This is a genomic window from Pseudomonas sp. MPB03 (assembly GCF_046605385.1).
In the GTDB taxonomy this organism is placed as follows: domain Bacteria; phylum Pseudomonadota; class Gammaproteobacteria; order Pseudomonadales; family Pseudomonadaceae; genus Aquipseudomonas; species Aquipseudomonas zanjanensis.
In genome coordinates, this window is record NZ_CP176770.1 from 3,608,962 (window position 1) to 3,634,023 (window position 25,062).

The following is a 25,062-nucleotide window of genomic DNA, read 5'->3' on the forward strand; positions in this document are numbered from 1 at the left end:
GAACCATCCTTAGTTGTTGCAAAAATCCTGTGGTGTTCCTGGCTTTGTGGCTTGCCATGGCTTTTGTGGCTGCCATGGCTTTTGTGGCTTGCCCCAGCTTCTGTGGCTTGCCCAGCTTTTGTGGCGAGGGAGCTTGCTCCCGCTGGGCTGCGCAGCAGCCCCTAAATGCCTGCGAGCGCTTCGCACTCGAGCGGGAGCAAGCTCCCTCGCCACAAAGGCGTCCTCGCTGTCATCGAGCGTCCACGGGGGACACAAACGCCTCGTCCACCTTCGCCAAATCCTGCGCACCGAGGGTGCCGGCGTAGTAGTGCAGCTTGGTCCAGGCCATGAGGTAGTCGTAGCGGGCCTGGGCTAGGTCGCGGCGGGTGGTGTAGAGCTGCTGCTCGGCGTTGAGCGCGTCGAGGTTGACACGCTCGCCGCCAAGGATGCTTTGCCGGGTCGAGACCACCAGCGCTTCGGCGGAGCTCAGGGCTTTCTGGTAGGCCCGCAGTTTGTTCACCCCTGACACGCAGGCGCTGAACTGCCGTCGCAGCTCGATCAGCGTCTCGCGGGTCTTGGCCTCCAGCTCATATTCGGCTTGTTCCATGTTGCGGCTGGCCTGGCGGGTCGACGCCGAGACCCCGCCGCCGGCATACAGCGGCACACTGACTTCCAGGCCGATGGTGTTGGTGTCGTAGCGCTGGTTATAGGTGTTGCCGCTTTCCGATTCATTCTGGCGCATCGTCGCGTAGGCATTGACCTTGGGCAGGTGCCCGGCACGGTTGCGTTCCACCTCGAAGCGCGCCACGTCCACCGCCTGGCGTTGGGACGCCAGGCTGGGGTTATTGCTCACCGCCAGCTCATGCCAAGTGTCGAAACTGGCCGGTTGCAAGGCAAAGACCTGGAAGGTGTCGTGCAAGGGCGCCAGGTCGCCGATGTCCAGGGACGGGACGCCAATCAACGAGCCGAGTTCACGCAAGGCGGCATCCTGCTCGTCCCGCGCCTCGATTTCCTCGGCGATTGCCAGTTCATAGCGCGCCTGCGCCTCGAGGATGTCGGTGCGGGTGCCTTCACCCTGGCGAAACAGCTGTTCGTTCTGCTGGAACTGTTGCTCGAATGCCTTTTTCTTGGCCTGGGCGATGTCGATCTGGTCCTGGGCGAACAAGGCCTGGGTGTACTGGCTCAGCACCCGCACCAACAGCGCCTGGCTCTTTTCCCGAAAGCTTTCGTCGGCGAACAGCGCCTGGGCCACGCCCTTTCGGTAAGCCGCGTACGCCTCATAGTCCAGCAAGGGTTGCTGCAGCGTCAGGCTGGAGCCGTAGCTGCTGTAGTTGCGATCGTCGTGCTGACTGGCACCACGGTCATTGAGGTACGTGACCTTGGATTGGTTGCGACCCTTGTTGTAGCTGTAACCCAAATGCGGCAACAGCCCGGCACGGCCAATAGCGCGGTTCTCCAGGCCCGCATCGCGCTCCTTGATCGCGCCCAGGTAGACGGGGTCATTGCGCAAGGCCTGCTCGTAGAACTCGAACGGCCCCATGGCCCAGGCGTTGTTGCCCACGGAAAAGGCCAGCAAGGCCATCCAATAAAAACGCTTCATACCGCCGGACATCCTTATTCTTCGGTCAACGCAGAGCCGGCTCGGTCGAGCAGCGGTTTGAACAGGTAGTTGAGCAACGAGCGCTCGCCGGTGCGCACGAACATTTCAGCCGGCATGCCGGGCTTGATCACCAGGCCATTGAGCTTGTCCATGGCCACGTCGCTAACGCTGCTGCGCAGCACGTAATACGGCGCGCCGGTTTTTTCATCGAGCATCTGGTCCGCGGAAATCAGACTGACTTCCCCCGGCACTCGCGGCGTGCGGTTCTGGTTGAAGGCGGTAAACAGGATGTCCACCGGTAAATGCGGGCCAACCTTGTCGATCAGGTGCACCGGCAGGTGCCCTTCCACCTCCAGCCGCGTGCCCTGGGGCACGATTTCCAACAAAGTGTCGCCCTGGCGCACCACCGCGCCTTCGGTGTGCACCCCCAGGTTCACCGCGATGCCATCGGCGGTGGCGAGGATTTCGCTGTGTTGCAACTCGAACCCGGCGGACTTCAGTTGCTGTTGCAGGGTTTCGCTCTTGAGCTGGGCGTCGGCCAACTGGCTGCGCACTTCTTTCTGGTATTCCTCGTTGTGCTGCTGCAGCTTCAGCCGCGACTCGACGATCCCCTGCTCCACCCGCCCGCTTTCGCCGCTGTTCTGCGCCAGTTCCTGCTGCACTTGCGACAACTGGCGCTGATAGTCCAGCAGGCGGTTGCGCGGGATGTAGCCGTTGTCGGCCAAGGGTTGCAGGTTGCCCAGTTGCAGGCGCAGGGATTCGGCCTGGGCAGTCAGGTCGCTGCGGGCCCGGCGCATGCCCGCCAGTTGCGCCGTGGCGCCCTCGATGCTGGCGCGCAACGCCGCCTGTTCCCGGGCGAACGCTTCACGGCGACTGCTGAACAGTTGGCGCTGGCCTTCGAGCACCAGGGCCAGGCGTGGATCGGGATCGCGGCTCAGTTCGGTCGGGAAACTCATTTGCAACAGGTTGTCCCGCTCGCTTTGCCAGCGCGCCAGGCTGGCCCAGGTCATCCGGTACTGCGCCTGCAGCGATTGCACGTCGGCGGCGGCCTGGGTCTGGTCCAGGCGGAACAGCGGCTGGCCCTGCTTCACCGCTTCGCCTTCGCGCACCAGGATCCGGCTGACCACACCGCTGCTCATCGATTGCACGGCCTTGCGCTTGCCTGAAACCACCACGGTGCCTTGTACGGGAATCCCTTGGTCCAACGGCGCCAGGCTGGCCCAGGTGAAAAAACTGCCCGCGCCCACGAGCGCCAGTGCCCAGCCCATGCGGGTGAAGAAACGGGCGTCGCGCTCCGGGCGTTCGACATCCTGTGAGTGTTCGAGATTCATCTCGCGATCCTTGCTCATGCGCCGCTCGGTTTGCTGGCGGCTGGGTACTGGCGACTCAGGCTCAGTCCGTTGGGCGCCTGGGGCGCGCCGGCTTGTGCACTGCGTTGTGGCTCCGGCTGGCCGGACAGGACCCGCAGTACTTGCTGGCTCGGGCCGAAGGCTTGTAGCCGGCCGTTATCGAGCACCAGCAACTTGTCGGCCTGGGCCAGTGCCGACGAGCGATGGGTGACCAGCACGACGCTGGTGCCTTGGGCCTTCATCTGCACAATGGCGCTGGCGAGCGCCGCTTCACCCACTGTGTCGAGGTTGGAGTTGGGCTCGTCGAGCACCACCAGGCTCGGCCGGTCGTACATCGCCCGGGCCAGGGCGACCCGTTGCTTCTGCCCGCCGGACAAACCACCGCCGTCCTCCCCCAGCACCGTGTCGTAGCCCTGGGGCAGGCGCAGGATCAGTTCATGAACCCCGGCCTGTTGCGCGGCAGCGACGACTTTCTGCGGATCGGCTTGGCGAAACCGAGCGATGTTCTCGGCGATGCTGCCGCTGAACAGCTCGATGTCCTGGGGCAGATAGCCGATGTGCGGGCCGAGTTGCTCGCGATTCCAGCGATGGATGTCAGCCCCGTCGAGGCGCACCGTCCCGGCGAGGGTTGGCCACACGCCGACCAAGACCCGGGCCAGGGTCGACTTGCCGGAACCGGACGCCCCCAGCACGCCGAGCACCTCACCGGCGGCCAGGCTGAGGCTGACCTGCTGCAACGTCGCGTTGCGTTGTCCTGGCGGTCCTGCGCTCACTTGCTCGAAGCTCACCTGGCCCTTGGGCGCTGGCAGCGTCATGCCGTCATCCCGGGGCGCAAACGCCTGCAACAGCGCATCGAGACGGCGATAAGCCAGCTTGGCGCCGCTCCACTGCTTCCAGACAGCAATCAACTGGTCGATGGGGCTCAGCACCCGTCCCATCAGGATCGACCCGGCAATCATCATCCCGGCGGTCATGTCACCCTTGATCACCAGCAGCGCGCCCAAGCCCAGCACCAAGGATTGCAGGCACAGGCGCAGGGTCTTGCTCAGCGAACTGATCACCGCACCGGTGTCGCTGGCCTGGTTTTGCAGGCCGAGAAAGCGCGAATGCACGGCGAACCAGCGGCTGCGCAACGCCCCGAGCATGCCCATGGCCTGGATCGTCTCCGCGTTGTGCAAGTGGCTGGTGGCCAATTGGCTGGACTGTTGCGAGTAGACGCTGGCCTGCCCCAAGGCTTTTTTGGTCATGGCCTCGTTCAGGCACGCCAAGCCGATCAGCAGCAGCGTACCGACGGAAGCGAACACGCCGAGCCACACGTTGAACAGGTAGATGACCAGCAAGTAAATGGGAAACCACGGCGCATCGAAGAAGGCGAACAACGCCGGCCCGGTAAGAAATTGACGAATATGCGTAAGGTCGCCCAGGGATTGCCCGGCGTTGCCTTCACCCTGGCGCAGATTGCGCTCGAACGCGGCCCGGTACACCTGGAGGTTGAAGCGCCGTTCCAACTGGCTGCCGATGCGGATGACCACGAAGCTACGGACCATTTCCAGCAGCCCGATGAACACGAAGAAGCCCACCACCATCAGCGACAGCATCACCAGGGTGGTTTCGTTCTGGGATGACAGCCCGCGGTCATACACTTGCAGCATATAAATCGAAGGCGCGAGCATCAGGACGTTAATCAGCGCGGTAAAACAACCGACACTGATCAGAATATTTTTATAATCGCCCAGCGCTTTAAACAGCGGCACTGCGGCAGCGCTCCTTGCCCTATTCATGATCTTCCTTGCTGTTGGCTTTGCCGGCGAACCGGCCGTTAGTTCAACTTACCAATCTTTAAATGTTCATTCAGTGCACACCGACATCCACACCTGTTCGAACAAGCGTGATTCGCTGATTGCCCAACCGTACAAATTCGTTAATCCGCTTTCTGAGATTTATTTCGTTCAAGCCTAAGTATCAAACCGGACTTCAAGGTCATTTGGTAATGATGTTCCCGGCGCAGCCCCAAGTGAGTCCTGGAGTCTTGCCTGCCAATCAGGGATAGACCGTCGGGTTCGGTGAACCAACGAACCGGTTCATCTCCCAGCCAGTGTCCCAAGCACTCGGTTTGCCCACCGAGGGTCTGGTCCGCCTTGAGCTCGACCAGGCAGGTGTTGGACGGTTTGTCCTGCATTGCCTGGCTTTGCGTGGTGTCCTGCGGGCTCGACAAAACGGCCTGCCACTGGCCGGCTAACTGCGAGGGTTCTGCTAACAACAGGCTGCGCGCCATGGCGACTTCTCCACAAAACATCATCAGCGTAGCGAGCAACCCGGCGGTCGCCTGAGCACTACAGGGCATGAACCTTCTACGCATTTCTACCATCCTGGCCTGGATTCTGTAGGAGCTGTCGAGCGAAGCGAGGCTGCGATCTTTCCCTTACCACTTGAGTCTCAAGCAAAAAGATCGCAGCCTTCGGCAGCTCCTACAGGAGGACCGGCATTACGCCACGATATCCGAGGCCGCCGCCTGGCCAACGGTGCTGACCAGGAAGTCAGCCACGCCGTGCCCGGAGAAGTCCACCGACAGCAGGCTGTTGCCACCCGATGTCGACAGCACCGCATCCCCCGCCGCACCGGTGAAGGCGCTGACGAAATGCAGGCCCGCGCCCTGGGTGATACCGGTCAGGTCGATCTTGTCCAGGCCACTGACGAAATCGAGGATCTGGTCGGTTGCCCCCGGCCGCGAATCGGAACTGGCAGCGAACACGAAGGTGTCCGAACCCGAGCCGCCCCAGAGCTTGTCCGCACCACCGGCGCCCCAAAGGATATCGTTGCCGGCGCTGCCCTTGAGCTCGTTGGCCACCGCGTTGCCGATCAACAAGTCACTGCCCGAGCCACCGATGGCATTCTCGATGGTTGCCCCCTGGGCGATGGACACGTTGCCGACCATGCCGCCAACATCGGAGAACGAGGCGTCATTGAGATTGATCTTCTGGTTTTGGGTAAAGCCAGAGAAATCCAGGGTGTCACGGCCGCCCGCATCCCATACCGAAAACACGACTTTGTCCGAAGATGAAGAGGCACTGAGGAAATCGCGACCGGTGTTGGAGTTGAAACCGTAGGTCGAATCGCCGGTACGGGTCGTGGTGTTGGCACCGTAGAGTTTCTGGATGGCCGCGATGTCATCCATCAGCGGACCCGAGGCGTAGGCTTCGACGCCGCCCTTGCTGAAATTCTGGTCGGTATTGCTTTCGCTCCAGTAGCTCATGAGGCTGTAGCCACGGGTGTCCTGGCCATAGGTGGCGTCATCGTAGGTCGGGCTGCCTTCGCCGGCGTTGTAGTCACCTGGGTGGGCCAGGCCGAGGGTATGACCGATTTCGTGGGTCAGGGTCTGGCGGCCGTAGTTGTTCAGGTCCGGGTTCTTGTTCTGGGTGTAGCTGCTGTTGATCAGATACCAGGACGTCCCGTCATAACCGGCGCCAGTCCCCGGCAGATAAGCGAACGCCGCGGCGCCATCCTGGCCGCCGCTGTAGTTACCGAAGGTCATGTGACCATCGCCACCGCTGGCCTTTTCGGTGAAGGTGACATTGGCCACGTCCGCCCAGGATTGCATGGCCAGGGCGGCTTGGCCCTTCTGCTGGGCGCTGAACTGGCTGAAGCCACTGATTCCATGCTTGTTCATGGTGCTGGACGAGGCTGACGTCAGGAAGGTGTAGGTCAGCTCGATCTTGCCGCTGCCGTCCCGGTCCTGGTAAGCCGCGCCGTCGCGCAGCAACTGGGTGGCCGCCTCGTCGACGGAGTACGACGGTTTGCCGTTGACGGTCAGGTTACCGCCGCGGTCGTATTGATGACTGAAACTATTGATCTGGTTGAACGCATTACTGGGAGCGGCCAGTTGCGGCGCCCAGAACAGTTGCTCGGCAGAATCGATAGCGCTGTTTTTGACTTTCGACATAAACACACTTCCTTGTTTGCAAATGGAACAGTTTTAGTCAGACAGACGATCTCTGGCGAGATCGTCCTATCACTCGCCCAATGAGGACGTAAGAAACCTGACACAATTGGAAATCAAACGTCTAGCAATTTTTTTCGTTCAATTTCACGCCCTGCCCCTTAACGCCCCTAAACAATAGACTTCGGCCTCGCCAGTCTCCGTGTGCAACTGCCGAAACTGCGGATTGTCGGACAAAACTATATTTAAATATTAAATATCGATAACTCGCTATTTGCGAACGGCATCGCACTTTTCAAACTAAGTGCCAGCGAAGTGCTATTAATTAATACCTACCAAGTCACCTCAAGGTTTACGTGCACACACTTCCCGCAGACAGCCCCGAAGCCAGCGATGCACCGGGTCGGCGTCCATTCGCGGATGCCAGAGCATGGCGATCGTGAATTCCGGCAACGGAAACGGCAGCGTAAAACTGTGCAGGCCGATCCGCAGGCTGGTGGTGTAGCGCTCAGGCACGCTGGCGATCAAGTCGCTGGACCGGGCCAGCCCCAACGCCGAGGAAAAACCTGGCACGCTGGTGACGATTTCCCGGGACAGGCCCAACGCTGCCAGGGCCTGGTCGATGAGGCCGTGATCCAAGCCGCGCATCGAGACCCCGATATGCCCGCCCGCTGCATAACCGGTAGCGCTCATCGCCACCTGGCTCAACGGGTGTCCGGCACGCGTCACCCCGATCAGGCGGTCGCTGAACAACGCCTGGGTTCGCAGTTCCGGGCTGGTGTCCTTGTCCACTACGGCCGTTTCCAGGTCCACGGTCCCTTCGCGCAGCGCTGTGCTGTCCCGGTCGGTCTTTTCCACGAAACGCAGCCGCACGCCGGGCGCTTGTTCGTGAATGCGGGCGATCAGGTCGATGGCGAAGTTTTCCACGAAGCCCTCACGGGTGCGCAGCGTGAAAGTCCGATTCAAGCGCCCAAGGTCGGGGATCGCCACTGGACGCAGCACCGCCTGGGCCTGTTGCACCAAGAGACTGACCTGTTCGCGCAACTCCAGCGCTCGGGGTGTCGGCACCAGCCCTCGCCCGGCCCTTACCAACAACGGATCTCCAGTGGTTTCTCGCAACCGCGCCAGTGCCCGGCTCATGGCCGACGGGCTGAGCCGCAGCCGCCGGGCGGCCCGGGCCACGCTGCCTTCGCAGAGCAGTACATCGAGGGTGACAAGCAGATTGAGGTCAGGCGAAGACATGGCGCAATCTCGAATTGGATATAGGGCGCTCTGTGCAGCTATAACCTGCAAGTGCTGCGTCTTCCGCCATATTATGCCCAGCGGTAACGTTGTGACAGCGCCGTATTGAGCGCGCGGAGACAGGTGACACGATGAACCCCATCAACACGCAACCAAACCAGCCGGCAACCGCACCCGCGAGCCGGTCCTTTTCACCTCGCTGGGCCTTGGCGAGCCTTGCGCTCTCGACGCTGCTGGCCTCCCTGGGCGCCAGTGTGGCCGCGGTGGCGTTACCGACACTGGCCCAGGCCCTCGATGCCTCTTTCCAGCACGTCCAATGGGTGGTGCTCGCCTATCTGCTCGCCATGACCACGCTGATCGTCAGCGTCGGCCGCCTGGGCGACCTGATGGGCCGGCGCAAGCTGCTCTTGGCCGGCATCGCCTTGTTCACCTTGGCCTCGGTACTTTGCGGCCTGGCGCCTTCGCTTTGGCTGCTGATTGCAGGTCGGGCGCTGCAAGGCCTGGGGGCCGCCATCATGATGACGCTGACCTTGGCCCTGGTTGGCGAAACGGTCGCCCAGGAAAAAACCGGCAGTGCCATGGGCCTGCTGGCCACGCTGTCGGCGGTGGGCACGGCCCTGGGTCCCTCCTTCGGCGGCCTGCTGATCAGCGGGTTCGGCTGGCAGGCCTTGTTTCTGGTCAACCTCCCCCTTGGCCTGTTGACCTTGGGGCTGGCCTGGTACGCGCTGCCGGTGCGGCAGGTGCCGCCAAAGGCCGGAACGGCCCGCTTCGACATCACCGGCACCGTGTTGTTGGCGTTGACGCTCGCCGCCTATGCCTTGGCCATGACTTCCGGGCGCGGGACCTTTGGCGAGTCGAATATTGCGCTGCTGCTGGTCGCGCTCGTGGGCGGCGGATTGTTCATTCGTGCCCAATCCCGGGCCGTGTCGCCGCTGATTCCGTTGACTTTATTTCGCGACAGGTCATTGGTCTCGGGCCTGGCGACGAGCGCCCTGGTCGCGACGATCATGATGGCAACGCTGCTGGTCGGGCCTTTTTACCTGTCCATCGCCCTCGGACTGCCGGCGGCCCTCGTCGGGCTCGTGCTGGCGGCTGGGCCATGCGTCGCGGCGCTGGCCGGGGTGCCTGCCGGACGCCTGGCTGATCGGTTCGGCGTGCAACCCATGCGGCTCACCGGCCTGGCGACCATGATCCTCGGCTGTCTGATGCTGTCATTGGTCCCCCCCGCCCTTGGCATCGCCGGCTACCTCCCGGCCATTGTAGTAACGACCCTGGGCTACGCGTTTTTCCAGACGGCCAACAACACGGCGGTCATGGCTGATGTAGCGGCCCAAAGGCGGGGCGTCGTCGCGGGGCTGCTCAACCTGTCGCGCAACCTGGGTTTCTTCACCGGAGCCTCCGTACTCGGTGCGGTGTTTGCGGCCGCCGCGGCGACGAATGACATCACCCGCGCCAGCCGCGAGGCGGTGACGAACGGTCTGCACATGACCTTCGCCGTTGCCCTGGGCATGGCGATCCTGGCCCTGATCATCGCCCTGAAATACCGCGTGCCAGAGCGGTTGGGCGAACCTGAGGAGACCCCCGGTCAAGCGTGATGGCATTCTGAGCATTGCCGTTTAAGTCGTGATCCAGATCAAAAAAAGTGAACCAATCGCAAAACGGACTGAAAAAATCCACATGAGCTTCATTTTCAGGTGCTATTTTTAGTTCTCACTGGTAGAGCCAAGATGGCTCTTCCTTCCTGACATGAGCAAAAGGAAGCGCTCGATTGAAGAAGGCGGGCAACACATGAATAAAGGATCTTTCAGCAAGGTTACGTTCCCCAACGCTTGCCAGTTGATGCGCTGGCACTTCCATCCCATGGGATTCGAAGCGAGCATGGATGCGCCGGGCAGCATGGTTGCCCGGTTGTTTGATCGTGCCAGTGGCGAGACGATGATCGCCATTGCAGGGATCCCTTGTGCGACGGTGATGAATGCGCCGGATGTGGAACGAATAATCGAGGCGGTTGAGGCCGAGCTGGAAGCCTTTGTGCCACCGGTTGGGTTGCGGCGGTTTGCTTCCTGATCGGGTTGGTTCTTTTTAATGCTAGACAAGCGGCGCCTCCCTTTTTGGGAAGGCGCCGTTTTTTTTGAGGTACATAACCGTTGCTGCGGTAACGGCGGCTTATGGTTCCGCTTTACAGCGGGTCACTATTGCGAGGCGGCCTGAGAGCCGACCTGGCTCTTCAGGTCGCACACCCATCAGATCTGTAGGGGCAAAGCTTGCTCGCGATAGCGGTGGCTCAGTCAATGAAGAGGTTGGATGTGCTGGCCTCATCGCGAGCAAGCTCGCTTGTATGGTAGGACTTGAAGGGAGGAGGAGGGACAAGGCTCGATTCTGACTGTTCGCGCAGTACAGACCGTGGGAGATTTCGCCCCTCCTCCTTTCACCCAAGCGCCGATAAAGAATGCTTCGGCCTGGATCGACGATAGAGACAAGCCTGCGCCTCTGGGTGACCCCTTCAAGTGTTCAAACCTTAGCCCGGAGGATTTTCAATGGCAATGCCGGTTTCTGTCACAAAGCCGATCGTGGGCGTGGATGTCGCCAAGAACGAGCTGGTGATCTATCACGCAGAGCTTGATGTGTTGGAAGCGATTCCCAACGACAAGGCGGCCATCAAAAGGTGGTTGAAAGTACTGCCGGGGCCCGTCGATGTCGCCATTGAGTCGACCAATATCTATCACTTGGATTTTGCTGATCTGGCCTATGAGGCCGGTTGCACGATCTATATGGTGGGCGGTTATGAACTTCACCATTACCGCAAAGGCGTAAAAGTACGCGCCAAAACCGACGCGCTGGACGCCAAGCTGCTGGCTCGTTACCTGAAGAACGAAGGGCATGAGCTTCATCCATGGGCGCCGCCATCTCCGTTGTATCGCCAGCTTCTAAGCCTTTTCCGCCGTCGCGCTGCGTTGGTTCAGGCTCGAGTCGCCCTGGTACAAAGCTGGGCCAATGAGCCGCTGCTCAAGACCGCTTTCGCCGAGCAAATCGCCGCCATGCAGAGGCTTGAGACATTGATCGAGAAGACGATCAAGGATCATCTGAAAAATGCTGGTTTGCTAGGTCAACTGAACCATTGCCTGAAGGTCGAGGGCATCGGATTTCTGACCGGAGCCCGCTTACTTACGGCGTTTCAGCGGGGCGACTTCAAAAACGCAGACGCCTTCATTGCCTTCTTGGGGATGGATTTGCGAGTGTCCCAATCAGGACAAAAAGACGACCGCCGAAGCTTGAGCAAACGAGGCGATCCGGAAGTTCGTCGGCTTTTGCACAACGCAGCCATGTCGGCTAGCCGTACGCCTGCCTGGAAAGGCTTTTATGAAAAACTAAGAGCTCAAGGCTTCGCTACCACCCAGGCGCTAGTGATACTGGCACGCAAGCTTGCTCGGATCGTATTCGCTCTGCTGAAAGGGCAAAGCGAATACCAACCAAAAGCGGCTTGAGGGCTTCCCCTCAACCATAGAATCTCCCACAGGTGGTATTGGCTATTCATGAGTTTTGTGTTCACCGCCCGGCCCTTTGTGGGAGCGAGCTTGCTCGCGATAGCAGTGGTGCGGCACACATAAATGCCAGCCCCGACCGCTTTTGCTTTGCTTTTGATCTTGATCTTGATCTGAACGCCCCGTTAAACCACGCTGGCCGAACGCAGGCATTGCGCAGTGGGCACCTCGGCATGGATGCCGGGATAGCCGCGCTGGGCCATGGATGGCCCTTCGCGGCGACCCACGGAGCAATGCCGGAGTGAGGGCACACCGAGCCTTAGCGAGGTGCCGAGTGGTGGGGCAAGAGCGTTTTGGTTACTTTTGACTGGGCCGGCTTCCGGGCTATTCAAAAGTGACCCGCTGTAAGAGCGGAACCGCCAGCAGCCGTTACCGCAGCAACGGATATACACACCAAACTCTATCCTTTACGAACACGCCGATGGTCAACAAAAAAAGGCTTATCCGCAGCAACACGATCCGAAGCCTTAGGCCCATTGGCCGCTTGCCCATCCTGCCCATCGACATACCAGTAGCAATGCTGCACCGCACGAGTAATCCCCACATACGCCAAACGCAAGATTTCATCTTTTTGCGCCGTGTCGTAAGGCTCGGCATCCCCGTCCTGCCCCAGCCCAGCCATTCGATAAACCTGATTTTTGTAGGGCGAACTGCTCAAGTGCTGACAGTCACCCAACAAGAACACTGCATCAGCCTGGAGCCCCTTGGCACTGTGGTAAGTCATTTGCCTGAGCCGCCGAGCCTCGTAAGGCAAGCTAGAATCAACATTAACTACTGACTGAATATTCTTTTCTATCAATAGCTTATCGCTACTTTTTCGATACAGCATCAAGATGGAGTCACCCTTGCGATAATGCTCCTCCAATCGCAGGGCCAGTCCTTCATCGTCTCGATCCAGTACATTGACCGGACTCAGCGAACGAGGCATGCCGCTGGCCTTGGCCTTTTTACCAGGGATCGCCGCAGCGGCGCGCACGATGTGCTCGGCCGCGTCGATGATGTGCTGGTGGCTGCGATAGTTGTCGGTGAGCATGACCCGAGTTGTCGCCGGTGACGGGAATTGCTTGTTGAACGCCATGAAATAGCTCGGCGAACTGCCGCGCCAGCCATAGATCGATTGCCAATCGTCCCCGACACACAGCAAGGAGGAGCGCTGGGCGCCGCGCCCCACATGCAGCGCTGGGCCACGGCTACGGACCTCACGGAGACTGGCGCGAAGCCAGGAGACGATCTGCGGCGACACGTCCTGGAATTCGTCGATCATCAGATGCGAAAGCGGCCTGAGCAAGGCATCCCCCAGCAACTTGAAGTTTTCCGGCGAATGTTCGCTGAACAACGCGAACATGCGGTTGTAGGTCATGATCGGTGGCGATTGATCGAGTAAATGGTCTTCGAAGGCTCGCCAATAGCGACTCAACGCCTCGAAAAAATACCGATCAGGGTCATCTTGGGCGAAGGACATCCGGCCCACGGCATCCGGGACGTCAAGCCCCAGGTTCTCGATAAAGCCTGCCGCCGCGACAAAACAGTCCAGCAATGGCGCCGAACCCAGCTCGCCCTTGACCTTATAGTCGAACCCGGGCCCGGCGCTGGCATCGCCGGCCATTGTGGCCACCACGCGCTTTGTTGCCTCATAACTTTCCAGCCAAATCAGTGGCTTACGGCAGAAAGCTTGAAACAAGGTACGCTTTACCGCCCACTCCGCGCGGATACTCAACTTGGCCCCCGGACGACTGAGCCGGGCGTCTTCCCGCGGATCGAAGCCCAGCATCACCCAGGCATCGAGTGACGGTGCGTAGCCGTGACAATGGAATCGAGAACCGTTGATTTCAAAAGTCTGTCGCTTTGGCTCGATTCCCTTGATTGGCCAGGCACCGGCGCGAAACCATAGATCTTCGACGGCGTCGCACAATTCTTCGTCGCGCTGGGCCGCCAGCTCGGTGACGGCCACCCGTTTTTGCACATCCGGGTGATCGCGCTCCAGTTCCTTGAGCTGCAGGGCATGGCGGGACAACGGCTGGATCAGCTCACGGAAACGCGCGTCCCGCTGGTAAAGGCTGTAATAACAGGCGTTGAGTTGCTGGCGCTGGACATCATTGATGCGCAGGTCAAAAGGATTGTCTTGGGCGTCGTCCGCTTCGGCGCGATGACTCAGGGTCTCGAAGGCCTGGAGGCGCTCGAACCCAGGCAAGCTGCGCACCATGGGCAAGATACGCGAATGGAAGGTTCGAACCAGATCGCGAGCTTCCTTGAGGCTGACAGTTCGCCCCCACAGGCCGAACACCTCGATCAGCTTTCGAATGAAATTCTTGCGCGACTCCCGGGTAAACGTCACCACGGTCATCGAATCCAGTTCGAAGCCCAAGTAGTGGGACAGCAGCACGATGCGCAGCACCAGGGTCGTGGACTTGCCCGCGCCGGCCCCGGCGACCACCGACGTGGACGGTGTGTCGCTGAAAATCATCTTCCATTGCGCTGCACTGGGTTGTGCATGCGCCGGCAGCAATCGAGCAACGTCCGCTTTGATGCGTTTCTTCAACTCGGCGGTCAGTGGCAGACGCCAGTCGTCGAACAACAAATCATCCACCTGGGGGGCCGGGTGCTCCGTGCTACGCGAATCGCGGATCAACAGCACCTGACGGCCCTCTTCAAGCCCTTCGGCCCTGCCTTCCTTATAGCCATAGTCGAAACCGGCGGTATGGCCGCTGCGAAAGCCATCGGCCTGGCCGTGCAACCAGGACGCCCGGTGCTGGGCACGCAGGCGCGTCAGGCCATGGCCGAAGAATCGAGCGGCCAGGCGCTTGAGCAACGGCATCTGGGCCAGGGGTAACAGCTCGGGGGGAAGATCGGGAGTGTGTTGCGACACGTGGGACTCCGGTGTTCAAGAACCATGACGGCTATGGTGTCTGTATTTGCCGCCAGGTTCCACCCAAAAGCTTTTAAGTCATGGGTTTAGGCGATGAAGTGAAAGTTGGCTCGCGATTTAATATCTAAATAAACGATAGGATTGAAACGTTTTTTACGCTTTTTATCGATGATTTCCTTCGCGAAAATAGCGCCATCAACCCTCGCTTTCGCTCTTCAGCGAAAAGGACACGAACATGCTCGAACTCAGGCCCTTCGCCACCTTGGGTGCCGCCAACCACGGCTGGTTGGATGCCCACCACCATTTTTCGTTCGCCGAGTACCACGACCCGCAACGCATGCATTGGGGTAATCTGCGCGTCTGGAACGATGACGTCATTGCCCCCGGCAGTGGTTTTCCTCAACATCCGCACCGGGACATGGAAATCATCACCTATGTTCGCGAAGGCGCCATCAGCCATCAGGACAACCTGGGCAACAAGGGCCGTACGGAGGCTGGCGACGTACAGGTCATGAGCGCGGGCACCGGGATTGCACACAGCGAGTACAACCTGGAATCGACGGCCACGCGCATTTTCCAGATATGGATCATTCCCAACGAAGAAGGCCTGGCACCGTCATGGGGCGCCAAACCGTTCCCCAAGGACTCGCGCGAAGGCTTCGTGACCCTGGCCAGTGGCAAGGCCGGCGATGACCAGAGCCTGCGTATTCGCGCCAACGCGCGGTTGGTAGCGGCCAACCTCAAGGCGGGTGAAAATGCGGAGTATCGGCTGGACGCCGGGCGACGAGCTTATCTTGTGCCAGCCACAGGACTAATAGAAATCAATGGGTTACGCGCACAAGCTCGAGACGGTGTTGCGATCGAAGCTGAACAGGTATTGCGAGTGACCGCGATCGAAGACAGCGAAATCGTGCTCGTAGACCTGGCTTGACCCCTGCGCCACTAGCAGCACTGCGCCTCTTGCTCTTGTGGCGAGGGAGCTTGCTCCCGCTGGGCTGCGCAGCGGTCCCGCTTTTTTGGCGGTCGCTGCGCAACCGAGCGGGAGCAAGCTCCCTCGCCACACGTTCACATCACAGGCATCACTTGCACAGGCATTACTTGCTAGTGATAGCCCCATCCACCAACGTTTGCGCCTCAGCCACCAATTGCTTGAGGTGCGCATCGCCAATGAAGCTTTCAGCGTAGATCTTGTAGATATCTTCAGTACCGGACGGACGCGCCGCGAACCAGCCGTTTTCGGTCATGACCTTCAGGCCGCCGATGGCCTGGTCATTGCCCGGCGCATGGCTGAGGATGCTCTGGATCTTCTCCCCGGCCAGTTCGGTAGACGTCACCTGATCCGGCGACAGCTTGCTCAACAGCGCCTTCTGCTGCGGGTTGGCCTTGGCATCGACGCGTACCGAGAACGGTTCGCCCAGCGCGTCGGTCAAGGCGCGGTAGGCCTGGCTCGGATCGCGACCGGTGCGGGCCGTCATCTCCGCCGCCAGCAACGCCGGAATCAGGCCATCCTTGTCGGTACTCCAGACGCCGCCATCCTTGCGCAGGAACGAAGCACCGGCACTTTCTTCACCGCCAAAGCCCAGGGAGCCATCGAACAGGCCATCGGCAAACCATTTGAAGCCCACCGGCACTTCATAGAGACGGCGCCCCAGGCGCTTGGCGACGCGATCGATCAGGCCGCTGCTGACCACCGTCTTGCCCACGCCAGCATCGGCGCGCCATTGCGGGCGGTTCTGGAACAAATAGTCGATCGACACTGCCAGGTAATTGTTCGGCGCCAACAGGCCGCCGGACGGCGTCACGATGCCATGGCGGTCATGGTCCGGGTCGCAGGCGAAGGCCACGTCGAAACGCTCCTTCAGGCCAATCAACCCTTGCATGGCATGGCTGGAGGATGGGTCCATGCGGATCTGCCCGTCCCAGTCGACGGTCATGAAACGAAAGGTGGAATCCACGTGGGTATTCACCACCTCAAGGTCCAGGCGGTAATGCTCGGCAATGGCTGGCCAGTAGCGCACGCCCGCGCCACCCAACGGGTCGACACCCAGGTGCAGCCCGGCGGTGCGGATGGCATTGAAATCGATGACATTGATCAGGTCCGCCACGTAAGTGTTGACGTAGTCATGGCGGTGGGTGGTATCGGCCTTCAGGGCCTGCTCGTAACTGACGCGCTTGACGCCGGCGAGTTGGTTGGCCAGCAGTTCGTTGGCCTTGGCTTCGATCCACTTGGTGATGTGGGTATCGGCCGGGCCACCGTTAGTAGGGTTGTACTTGTAGCCACCGCTTTGCGGCGGGTTGTGGGACGGCGTGATGACGATACCGTCCGCCAGGCCCGCCGAGCGGCCACGGTTGTAGCAGAGAATGGCGTGGGAAACCGCTGGCGTCGGGGTGTATTCATCCCCCTCGGCGATCATGACGGTCACACCGTTGGCCGCGAACACTTCCAATGCGCTGGCGCCCGCCGGGGTCGACAGCGCGTGAGTGTCGATACCGACGAACAACGGTCCGTTGATACCCTGGGCTTCGCGGTACAGGCAGATCGCCTGGCTGATTGCCAATACGTGCCACTCGTTGAAGCCCAGGTCAAAGGAGCTGCCGCGGTGGCCGGAGGTGCCGAACGCCACGCGCTGGGTTGCAACCGAGGCATCGGGTCGGCCGGTGTAGTAGGCCGTCACCAGTCGCGGGATATCGATCAACAACTCTGCCGGTGCCGGCTTGCCCGCAAATGGACTGACTGTCATGCAAAACCTCTGAGTGGAATGGCTCGGGAAATAGGGTGCAGTTTACTGACAGTTCGACCATGGCGCGACGGGTTCGATCCATCGCCGCCGATTACGATTGCTCGAGCCTCAGGGCGTCGGTCAACGCGCAGAGTGCCGCGTCCAGGTCCTGTGGCCCATTGAGCGTATGGGTCAGGCGCATATGTTGCCCATACAGGCCATGAAGGCTGAACAGTTCTCCGGGCGCGATGACGATTCGCTGGGCCAGGAGCCGACGAAACACCCGCCGCAAGTCGACCCTTCGCGTCGAGCGCATCCAGATCGTCGCGCCACCTTGGGGTTCCACCCATTGCACGCTATCCCCCAGCCGCTCGCGCAGCAGTTGTGTGGTCGAAACCGCGCTTTCGCGCAGCAGGCGCCGCAACACCAGCAAATGCTGGTCAATCCGACCGTTGCTGTACAGCCGGGCGATGGCTTTCTGGCGAATCGGCGACAGGCGAAACGCACGTAGCAGGAAATGTCGCTGTAGTTGCAGGGTCAACTGGCGCGACAACACGTAGCCGTACGGCGCCTCTGGGCCGATGGTCTTCTCGAACGTGGAATAGACGATCAGCCGATCCGGGTCGAGCAAGTCCCGAAAAGGCGTCGCCCCGGCCTCGAACGCCAAGTCTGTATGACTGTCGTTCTCCAGCACCCACGTGCCGTGCCGTTCCAGCAACTGCGCGATGGCACGACGGTTTTCCTCGGGAACGAACGACCCCGTTGGCATGTTCAGGACCGACGACAACATCACCAGGCGTACCGTTTCGCTTTCCAACAGTTGTTCCAACTGCTCGATATCGATTTCCCCGCCGGCCAGCAGTGGCAACTCGATGAGGTTGATGTCAGCGGCCTGGAGCAGGCGCAACACGACCCAGTCACAAGGCGATTCGATCAGCACGGTGGCGCCCCGAAGTGCCAGTACGCCAATCAGGATCTCCAGGACACCCCGCAGGTCGGCACCGATGTAGACGTCATCGGCATTCCAACAACGGGCCGGCGAAGACGTGTAGCGGGCCGCCAGCGCGGTGCGCAGTTCCAGCTCGCCCCAGGGTTGCGAAGGCATCTGCGAGGAGCGTGGATACTGGCGCAGCAGCTCGCGCTCGAGCAACAACATCGGACTGTCCAATGGCTGCATCGACGCCGGCTCATCCGCGCTGAGCACCAGCATGCCTGGCCGTCGGGCGTTGACATACAAGGTTTCGAGTAGATCGCCGCCGCCGTCCAGGGTAGTCGTGCTGGGCGCCGGCAGTGCGTAATAACCGGATTTGGCGATCGAATAGACCCGCCCTTCCTTCTCCAGCAATGAATACGCGTACTGAATAGTGGATATCGACACATTCAGACGCTCGGCCAATTGCCGCAACGAGGGCAGGCGCACCCGCGCATCGACCTCCATTTCGTTGATCAGCGTGGTCAGGTAGCGATAAACCGCCTGGTAGGCGAAGTCTGTCTCCCGGCAACCTTTCATCGGATCAGGCCAGGAGAGCGGATTGCAGCCGGCCAGGTCGCAACGCCGGGCATCATGATCGGGCGGGAGGTAGACGAGTCAATCAAACCGCGTTCCTCAGTGCCTTGCCGAGTGCTCGTGCGGCTCATCGACGGCTTGCCCGGCTTCTGCCGTGTCGATGTCGTCGAGGGCCTGTTGCAGATCGCCGCCCGGAACCGTTTCCGGTTGGTCCGACGATGCCACGCTCGCTTGGTACAGTTTGCCAAGGACACCGACGGGCAGGCCACTGACGTCGACCATCCATTGGGCGATCTGATCGGCAACGGGCGCGCCCTGCATGGCCTTGTGCAGGTCCGGCAGTGCCACCAGCATGCCAGGGTGGCAACAACGCAGGAAATGTTCCAGGCCCGCGCCCTGCCCCACGAACGGGGCGAACAGCATGCACACCAGTTGCGTTTCACTGAGCCCGAGGATTTTCTGCGCTTCGAGGGCGGCGTAGGCGCGGCGTTCGGGAACCGACGAAGGTGAGCCAAACAGCGCCCGAGCCTGCTCGCAGGCATGTTCCGGCAACTGCTTGCGATGCATGATCATGATCGCCCGCTGCACGTAGTCGCTGTACCCCGTTTCGTAGCTGCGCCCCTGCACGTAGCAGGCCTGCAGCCCATGCAGATGAGCCGACAGCAGCGGGCTGAGGTATTCGTTTTCGATCGCCGAGGGCATGAGGTGGTCGGTCCGTACTCGCAGGAATTCGTTGAACAGCGGCCAATTGGTACCTTCCTGGCGATCGACGATCAGGTCGTCGATGCCAATGTGGCTCATCCGTCGACAGGCCTCGTAATGCCCCTCGGGTTTCCATGCGCCGAGGCGCTCGGGACCGTAGAAATGTTCGTAGAGATCGTTGTTCAAGGTATCGAGGTGCGCAAAGAGACTGTCGAAACAGCCAATGTTGTCGATCGGCAGGCCGATCTTGCGGGCCGCGCGGCGCAGGCCTGAGATGAACAGTTTTTGCTGGCGCGGTGTATCGCTGCTGACCATCGAATCCACGCCAGGCTCCCAGCGGGCCATGTGCCGATAGAACTCGGTCATCGCCAGGTAGCCTTCCCCCCCGATTTCAAGGGGGCTGTCGACCGAGCGAAGGTGCCCCAACGCCAGCAGATCCATGCGATTGGCCTCGTGCCCCGCCACCGACAAGGACTGCCGGTGGTTGAACGGCAACACCTCGCGGTTATCCGCCATCAGCAATTCGACCCGGGGATCGTCATAGACAAACAGCGCGCTGTAGCAGCGATGGATGTTCTCCAGTGTCGCCTGGGTGGTCTCGCTCAAGCGCGGCGTGGCGACGCGCAAAGCGAAGGTCACCGGATGCCGGCCCGCGATGCTGAGCTGTGCGGCCCGCAAAGCGGTCAGCACGTAAAAGCCCTCCCGGCTTCCGTTCTGGACCGTCAACACCCGATAATCACCAATCCGGTCAATGCCTCCGGCGGCGACAATCAATCGTTGGATCAAAAGCTGCAACGCAGTCCGTTCGGCCCGCGAATAAAAACCCAACAAGCGTTGCAGTATCTGTTGATACACGTGAGTCATTGCCTGCTCATGAATTGCACTCATAGCTATTTACCTGAAATTCAACTATCGGCGCCGCACCCGCACCAACGTGACCGCGCGACGTGTTGATCTGAATGGATCGTTCTAGTACTCAAAGAGTATTAGCAATACGCTCAAGCAGTGCTTGCCGTAATTATTTGATACATACGCAGAGAGCCACCCGACACTCCTTGGTTCCCCCGCCGCGGACCGCGTAAATACGGGGCCTCGCCAAGCCAGGGGCACGTCCTAGGAGATTTCCGACAACGTCCCACAGATAATGAGTACGCGAAATAAGGAACTTGCCGAACTTGAATAGACCCTCTACCCCGCCTCGTTTTCCAAAGGTTTGATAGATAGCCCCGCTCCAATAAACGCTCGTTGCACCTTGAATGTGCCTTGAAGGATGAAGGCCTTCGAAAAAGTTATACCGCACCACGACTTCTTCCTTGATATGGAAATCAAGCGTTCAATTATCAGGACTTAAATAACGATTAGAAGATACAGATTGGGGGCAAAAACCAGTTCAGATGTTGACCTGCCGGCCGTTTCGATCCTGGACGAACCGGGACAGGCCACTGATGGGTGCTGCAAGACACGTACACACCGCCGCCAGCCAGCGGATGCAGGGGGGAGAAAGGAAGGACGGGGATCAAGCCGAAGGCAGCGCAAGAGCCCGGGCGATGACTCTTGCGCAAGACAGGTATCAGGCGGGGTCGACGACCTGAAGGGCAACGCGCTCGCGGCAAGGGCATTCGCCCATGTACCGGTGAGCTTCGACAAACTCGGAGAACGGGAAGACCCGCGTCTTGAGGGGCAACAGCACGCGATCGGCGGTCAGTTGATTGATATCACGCAATGCGCGTTGCAACGCCACCTGGTCCTGGAGGATGCCCAGTTCCGGTTTGCCGGTGAAATTACCGATGCAGTGCACGAAGAACTGAATGTTCTTCTGGAACGCCGCGCAGGCCGGGAACGGTGTCTGGTTGCCACCCTGCAAGCCGTACAACACCAGGCTGCCACGGGGTGCCAGCACATCGCCCAACAGCGACATCTGCGGCCCGCCAAGGCCATCGAACACTACATCGACGCCACGATTGTCGGTGAGCTTGTTGATTTGCATCAGCAAGTCCTGCTCTTCGGTGACGATGACTTTCTCGGCACCCAGCGACAGCAGGTATTCACGTTCGTCCGCCGTCTTGGTCGCCGCAATCACCCGCACCCCCAGGGCCTTGCCCAGTTGGACAAAGGACGGGCCGGCACAATGGCTGGCATCGGTGACCAGGGCGAATTGCCCCGGCTTGACCCGCGCCAGGTCCATGTAGGCGAAATAGGCGATCAGCAGCGGCGTGTAATGCACGGCGGCTTCGATCGGGCTGAGCACGTCGGGATAACGGGTCAGAGCGGTGCGCGGCAGCACGATCACTTCGCCGTACACCGGATAATCATTCGGGCTCTCGGCCGGGAAACTGGCGACCTTATCGCCCACGGCCAAGTCATCGATGCCGTCGCCGACGGCCGTGACCACGCCGGCCATCTCATGGCCCAGGCCTGAAGGCAGGCGTGCCTGGGACGACGCCAGGTTCTGGCGCCACAAGGTGTCATACCAACTGATGCCGATCGCTTCGACGCGGACCTGCACTTCTCCTGGCGCAGGAAGAGCCGCCGCATGCTCTTCGCATTTGAGCACCTCGGCACCACCAAACTTGTGAAAACGGATCGTGCGGGACATCGCAAACCTCGTCAAAGTAACCTCTAATGCCATGAACTCTATCCGGGCTTTGTAGCCAAGACCATCAGTGGCTATTAATAGTCGACATGCCTGTCATTGATTCCGCAGCAAGAAAACCGAACCAGTCCTGTAAGACTTATCCCTAAGAAAATGCATTTACCCGATGCAGAGTACCAGCCTTTCCCCGTAAGATTCATGCCGGCCATTGTTCCCATATGGCCGCCGACGTCAAGCTTGCTGAACCTGCCAGGACCCCAGATGAATCGTAATGACCTGCGGCGTGTCGACCTGAACCTGTTGATCGTGTTCGAAACACTGATGCATGAACGCAGCGTGACCCGCGCGGCCGAGAAGCTGTTTCTCGGCCAGCCGGCCATCAGCGCAGCGCTGTCGCGCCTGCGCAGCCTGTTCGATGACCCGCTGTTCGTGCGCACCGGCCGCAGCATGGAGCCTTCGGCCCGGGCGGTCGAGATCTTCGCCCTGCTCTCCCCAGCCCTGGATTCGATTTCCACGGCGGTGAGCCGCGCTGCGGAGTTCGACCCGGCCACCAGCACCTCGGTGTTTCGCATCGGCCTGTCGGACGACGCCGAATTCGCCCTGCTGCCGATGCTGCTCAAGCGCCTGCGGGCCGAAGCGCCAGGCATTGTGCTGGTGGTGCGCCGGGTCAACTACATCCTGATGCCAGGCTTGCTGGCATCCGGTGAAATTTCCATCGGCGTCAGCTACACCGACGACCTGCCGGCCAACGCCAAGCGCAAGGTCTTGCGGCGCAGCATGCCCAAAGTGCTGCGGGCCGACACCGCGCCGGGGCGACTGACCCTGGATGAATTCTGCGCCCGCCCCCACGCCCTGGTTTCCTTCGCAGGGGACTTGAGCGGTTTCATTGATGAGGAATTGGCGAAACTCGACCGCAAGCGCCATGTCGTGTTGGCCGTGCCGCAGTTCAACGGCTTGAGCACGCTGCTGTCGGGCACCGACATCATCGCCACCGTGCCCGACTACACCGCCGACGCACTGACCGCCGCCGGTGGCGTACGCGCCGAAGACCCGCCCATACCGGTACGCAGCTTCGAACTGCACATGGCCTGGCGTGGTTCTCAGGACAATGATCCTGGGGAGCGCTGGTTGCGGTCGCGGATTCAGATGTTTTTCGGCGATCCTGAGAGTCTTTAGGTGTCGTCTGGCAGGCTGTTTAGCTGATCATTTATGCCTTTTCATAGACCATGGAGATCCATTCACTTCCAGTGGATTTCTACATTGGGGGCATCTGAGGGCATGCTTTGGATGGTTAAAAAGGTTGCCCGGCAACACCCACGTCTTCGGCGGCACAGGGCCCTAAGTGCTTAAAGCACACGGCAGCATCGATCATGAGAGTCGCCCGCTCCTCCCGATCTTCAACGGCGACCGCTGCCCGCATGACCGCGGTGTAACCGAGCTACGTTCTGATCGATGCGGCCTTGGATCGTGCGCAAGGTGTCTCGAGTAATAACCTGTGGGTATAGGTTTTCGGCGATGCTTGCAAACCGGCTCGCCACATCGCAAATGCCGTCAATCATTCTGCCGGCAACGTCCGGGGGGACCTCGGCTTCCTCGGCAAGCCGAAGCATTTGCGTGCGAGAAATCGACAGCGCTTCCCCCATCACATCCATCTGGTGATATCCACTCGGCCCCTCGCAGAAGGTCACGTCGTAAGCCGGCGACAACCTCCACTGGCCGTCTTGCGACATGATGTAAGCAAAGTTTTTGGGATGATCGTCTCGGTTGTTGAACGCAACATTGAAGACGGCACGTTCGAAGGCCACCGCCATCTCTCGCACGTCGTTAGTACACATCTGTGTTGCCCGCAAGAAGTTGACGTAGTCCAACACCCCCGGAGACCGGTAATTTGCCCCCGTAAAGGCCGCGAGGCTTTGCATGGGTACGCGCAGACCATCCCGACGGTCAAATCGCTTACTGGCAAACGCAGCCAACCCATTAGGCAGACTGAAGTACTGCGTGTCAGGGGTCTTGATGCCGCACATGCGCAGGCACTCGGCGTAGACCATTTCGATAGCACACACCTCGGCATGCTCTTCTTTCGCCGGGAACTTGACCATCCAAGCTTCAAAGCCCGCCGTAACGGCAGTGGTAAAACGGCCAGTTTCTGGATCGCGATAGACGAGGGCCTTAGGCCTTGCACCTTGAGGCGAGCCACCCACCAGCAGCAACGTCTGCAGGAACTCGCCACCGTCTCCATGGAGCACTTCCTGCACTTCGGCGGCAAGCTGCTCCAGGGGGATATGGACTTCAGACTCCTGCCCTTCTGGTGCCACGGGCTCAAACGTCATGGCCCCCATTGCATTGCAACCGATGTAGGCCAGCCGCTCCAGTGAGCCGATGCGCGCCGTGGTGAGCCCGCGCCGCCTGAACATACGGTCCATCAGCAACATGCCCCACCCATCGGGCAAGGAGTCGTAAACAGGCCCTGGCAAGTACAGTTGGTGGTCTGGAAAATCTTGGCGCAACTGAGCCCCCTCCAACGGGAGCGTGTAGGAGGACAGTTCCAAGCCCCTTTGCCTGGCTTCATTGCTGTACTGGAATACGATCAGCGGGCGACCGGTCAGGGCAGTCGTGGAGACGAGCGTGCCCCATTGCCATCGCTCACCCCAGCCCTCGTAGAAGACGTTCACCTCCTCAAGCATTGCCGGACTTCCTCTTTGTACGAAGACGATTGGCGCTGTTTTCGTAGCGCCGAATATCCTCGATGCTGTCCAGCTTTGGCAGGAACAGGCCTTCAAGTTCCTTGGTTCGACCAAGAGCCATCGCCACACGAACGACGTTCTCGAATCCGACATTGCGCCCTGCTTCAAGGTTGGACACTGTGTTTGTGCCGATGCCGGCACGTCCGGCCAAGTCGGCCTGTGTCATGTCCAGCGCCAAGCGCTCTGTACGCAAGCGATCGCAGAGGCGCTTGACGACCTCGCTCGGCTTGCTGAAGCTTAAATCCAACATAGTGTGCACCAAGACCATTCTGTGCCAGTTA

Annotated in this window: 18 protein-coding genes; 5 read left to right on the top strand and 13 right to left on the bottom strand. The window is 60.4% G+C overall.

Features of this window, described 5'->3' with window-relative positions; translation table 11 throughout:
• Positions 1-229: 229 nt before the first annotated feature.
• The 6 genes from ACLH0I_RS15930 to ACLH0I_RS15955 form a co-directional block, all read right to left on the bottom strand.
• Positions 230-1,579, bottom strand: a complete 1,350-nt coding sequence (locus ACLH0I_RS15930) for a TolC family outer membrane protein (protein ID WP_411384718.1) — start codon at positions 1,577-1,579, stop codon at positions 230-232.
• A 14-nt stretch (positions 1,580-1,593) separates the two neighbouring features.
• Positions 1,594-2,928 carry an HlyD family type I secretion periplasmic adaptor subunit gene (locus tag ACLH0I_RS15935; RefSeq protein ID WP_411384719.1) on the bottom strand — a complete coding sequence of 445 codons (1,335 nt, stop codon included), beginning with the start codon at positions 2,926-2,928 and terminating at the stop codon, positions 1,594-1,596.
• Positions 2,925-4,709 carry a type I secretion system permease/ATPase gene (locus tag ACLH0I_RS15940; protein ID WP_411384720.1) on the bottom strand — a complete coding sequence of 595 codons (1,785 nt, stop codon included), beginning with the start codon at positions 4,707-4,709 and terminating at the stop codon, positions 2,925-2,927. Before ACLH0I_RS15940 ends, ACLH0I_RS15935 begins: the two co-directional genes overlap by 4 nt.
• A 140-nt stretch (positions 4,710-4,849) precedes the next feature.
• The gene (locus ACLH0I_RS15945) at positions 4,850-5,272 is read right to left on the bottom strand and encodes an AprI/Inh family metalloprotease inhibitor (RefSeq protein ID WP_411387515.1); all 423 of its coding nucleotides are present in this window, start codon (positions 5,270-5,272) and stop codon (positions 4,850-4,852) included.
• A gap of 141 nt (positions 5,273-5,413) precedes the next feature.
• Positions 5,414-6,868, bottom strand: a complete 1,455-nt coding sequence (locus tag ACLH0I_RS15950; protein ID WP_411384721.1) for a serralysin family metalloprotease — start codon at positions 6,866-6,868, stop codon at positions 5,414-5,416.
• Positions 6,869-7,210: 342 nt separating this feature from the next.
• Positions 7,211-8,107 (bottom strand): LysR family transcriptional regulator, encoded by an 897-nt coding sequence (locus ACLH0I_RS15955; protein ID WP_411384722.1) that lies wholly within the window; start codon positions 8,105-8,107, stop codon positions 7,211-7,213.
• Between the two features lie 131 nt (positions 8,108-8,238).
• On the opposite strand from ACLH0I_RS15955, the gene ACLH0I_RS15960 reads away from it, so the two are divergent.
• The 3 genes from ACLH0I_RS15960 (at position 8,239) to ACLH0I_RS15970 (ending at position 11,592) form a co-directional block, all read left to right on the top strand.
• Complete coding sequence (locus ACLH0I_RS15960) at positions 8,239-9,702, top strand: MFS transporter (protein ID WP_411384723.1); 1,464 nt, start codon at positions 8,239-8,241, stop codon at positions 9,700-9,702.
• 193 nt (positions 9,703-9,895) lie between these two features.
• Positions 9,896-10,174, top strand: a complete 279-nt coding sequence (locus ACLH0I_RS15965) for a DUF1652 domain-containing protein (RefSeq protein WP_003201764.1) — start codon at positions 9,896-9,898, stop codon at positions 10,172-10,174.
• 470 nt (positions 10,175-10,644) lie between these two features.
• A complete protein-coding gene (locus tag ACLH0I_RS15970; protein WP_250966064.1) occupies positions 10,645-11,592 on the top strand; it encodes an IS110 family transposase in 948 nt (315 codons plus the stop codon).
• 457 nt (positions 11,593-12,049) lie between these two features.
• Here ACLH0I_RS15970 and ACLH0I_RS15975 read toward each other — a convergent pair whose 3' ends face one another.
• On the bottom strand, positions 12,050-14,515 hold the full coding sequence (locus ACLH0I_RS15975; RefSeq protein ID WP_411384724.1) for a UvrD-helicase domain-containing protein: 2,466 nt from the start codon (positions 14,513-14,515) through the stop codon (positions 12,050-12,052).
• A gap of 235 nt (positions 14,516-14,750) precedes the next feature.
• Between ACLH0I_RS15975 and ACLH0I_RS15980 the strand changes: the two genes are divergently transcribed.
• Positions 14,751-15,446, top strand: coding sequence for a pirin family protein (locus tag ACLH0I_RS15980; RefSeq protein ID WP_411384725.1), 696 nt, complete (start codon positions 14,751-14,753; stop codon positions 15,444-15,446).
• 163 nt (positions 15,447-15,609) lie between these two features.
• Here ACLH0I_RS15980 and pgm read toward each other — a convergent pair whose 3' ends face one another.
• The 4 genes from pgm to ACLH0I_RS16000 form a co-directional block, all read right to left on the bottom strand.
• On the bottom strand, positions 15,610-17,256 hold the full coding sequence (gene pgm / locus ACLH0I_RS15985) for a phosphoglucomutase (alpha-D-glucose-1,6-bisphosphate-dependent) (RefSeq protein WP_411384726.1): 1,647 nt from the start codon (positions 17,254-17,256) through the stop codon (positions 15,610-15,612).
• A 91-nt stretch (positions 17,257-17,347) separates the two neighbouring features.
• Positions 17,348-18,745, bottom strand: coding sequence for a PLP-dependent aminotransferase family protein (locus ACLH0I_RS15990; protein ID WP_411384727.1), 1,398 nt, complete (start codon positions 18,743-18,745; stop codon positions 17,348-17,350).
• Between the two features lie 96 nt (positions 18,746-18,841).
• The gene (locus tag ACLH0I_RS15995; RefSeq protein ID WP_411384728.1) at positions 18,842-20,332 is read right to left on the bottom strand and encodes a hypothetical protein; all 1,491 of its coding nucleotides are present in this window, start codon (positions 20,330-20,332) and stop codon (positions 18,842-18,844) included.
• A 682-nt stretch (positions 20,333-21,014) separates the two neighbouring features.
• A complete protein-coding gene (locus ACLH0I_RS16000) occupies positions 21,015-22,040 on the bottom strand; it encodes a zinc-dependent alcohol dehydrogenase family protein (RefSeq protein ID WP_053119386.1) in 1,026 nt (341 codons plus the stop codon).
• A 258-nt stretch (positions 22,041-22,298) separates the two neighbouring features.
• On the opposite strand from ACLH0I_RS16000, the gene ACLH0I_RS16005 reads away from it, so the two are divergent.
• The gene (locus tag ACLH0I_RS16005) at positions 22,299-23,213 is read left to right on the top strand and encodes a LysR family transcriptional regulator (RefSeq protein WP_014338228.1); all 915 of its coding nucleotides are present in this window, start codon (positions 22,299-22,301) and stop codon (positions 23,211-23,213) included.
• A 221-nt stretch (positions 23,214-23,434) separates the two neighbouring features.
• Here the strand turns inward: ACLH0I_RS16005 and ACLH0I_RS16010 are convergent, their stop codons facing one another.
• Positions 23,435-24,721, bottom strand: a complete 1,287-nt coding sequence (locus tag ACLH0I_RS16010; RefSeq protein ID WP_411384729.1) for a type II toxin-antitoxin system HipA family toxin — start codon at positions 24,719-24,721, stop codon at positions 23,435-23,437.
• A complete protein-coding gene (locus tag ACLH0I_RS16015) occupies positions 24,714-25,031 on the bottom strand; it encodes a helix-turn-helix domain-containing protein (RefSeq protein WP_008053646.1) in 318 nt (105 codons plus the stop codon). The genes ACLH0I_RS16010 and ACLH0I_RS16015 overlap by 8 nt, the downstream gene beginning before the upstream one ends.
• Positions 25,032-25,062 lie beyond the last annotated feature (31 nt).

What these genes read in the sequence shown, in the direction of transcription:
- ACLH0I_RS15930 (WP_411384718.1), bottom strand. Translation starts at nt 1,579, where the DNA reads ATGAAGCGTTTTTATTGGATGGCCTTGCTGGCCTTTTCCGTGGGCAAC.
- ACLH0I_RS15935 (WP_411384719.1), bottom strand. Translation starts at nt 2,928, where the DNA reads ATGAGCAAGGATCGCGAGATGAATCTCGAACACTCACAGGATGTCGAA.
- ACLH0I_RS15940 (WP_411384720.1), bottom strand. Translation starts at nt 4,709, where the DNA reads ATGAATAGGGCAAGGAGCGCTGCCGCAGTGCCGCTGTTTAAAGCGCTG.
- ACLH0I_RS15945 (WP_411387515.1), bottom strand. Translation starts at nt 5,272, where the DNA reads ATGCCCTGTAGTGCTCAGGCGACCGCCGGGTTGCTCGCTACGCTGATG.
- ACLH0I_RS15950 (WP_411384721.1), bottom strand. Translation starts at nt 6,868, where the DNA reads ATGTCGAAAGTCAAAAACAGCGCTATCGATTCTGCCGAGCAACTGTTC.
- ACLH0I_RS15955 (WP_411384722.1), bottom strand. Translation starts at nt 8,107, where the DNA reads ATGTCTTCGCCTGACCTCAATCTGCTTGTCACCCTCGATGTACTGCTC.
- ACLH0I_RS15960 (WP_411384723.1), top strand. Translation starts at nt 8,239, where the DNA reads ATGAACCCCATCAACACGCAACCAAACCAGCCGGCAACCGCACCCGCG.
- ACLH0I_RS15965 (WP_003201764.1), top strand. Translation starts at nt 9,896, where the DNA reads ATGAATAAAGGATCTTTCAGCAAGGTTACGTTCCCCAACGCTTGCCAG.
- ACLH0I_RS15970 (WP_250966064.1), top strand. Translation starts at nt 10,645, where the DNA reads ATGGCAATGCCGGTTTCTGTCACAAAGCCGATCGTGGGCGTGGATGTC.
- ACLH0I_RS15980 (WP_411384725.1), top strand. Translation starts at nt 14,751, where the DNA reads ATGCTCGAACTCAGGCCCTTCGCCACCTTGGGTGCCGCCAACCACGGC.
- pgm (WP_411384726.1), bottom strand. Translation starts at nt 17,256, where the DNA reads ATGACAGTCAGTCCATTTGCGGGCAAGCCGGCACCGGCAGAGTTGTTG.
- ACLH0I_RS15990 (WP_411384727.1), bottom strand. Translation starts at nt 18,745, where the DNA reads ATGAAAGGTTGCCGGGAGACAGACTTCGCCTACCAGGCGGTTTATCGC.
- ACLH0I_RS15995 (WP_411384728.1), bottom strand. Translation starts at nt 20,332, where the DNA reads ATGAGTGCAATTCATGAGCAGGCAATGACTCACGTGTATCAACAGATA.
- ACLH0I_RS16000 (WP_053119386.1), bottom strand. Translation starts at nt 22,040, where the DNA reads ATGTCCCGCACGATCCGTTTTCACAAGTTTGGTGGTGCCGAGGTGCTC.
- ACLH0I_RS16005 (WP_014338228.1), top strand. Translation starts at nt 22,299, where the DNA reads ATGAATCGTAATGACCTGCGGCGTGTCGACCTGAACCTGTTGATCGTG.
- ACLH0I_RS16010 (WP_411384729.1), bottom strand. Translation starts at nt 24,721, where the DNA reads ATGCTTGAGGAGGTGAACGTCTTCTACGAGGGCTGGGGTGAGCGATGG.
- ACLH0I_RS16015 (WP_008053646.1), bottom strand. Translation starts at nt 25,031, where the DNA reads ATGTTGGATTTAAGCTTCAGCAAGCCGAGCGAGGTCGTCAAGCGCCTC.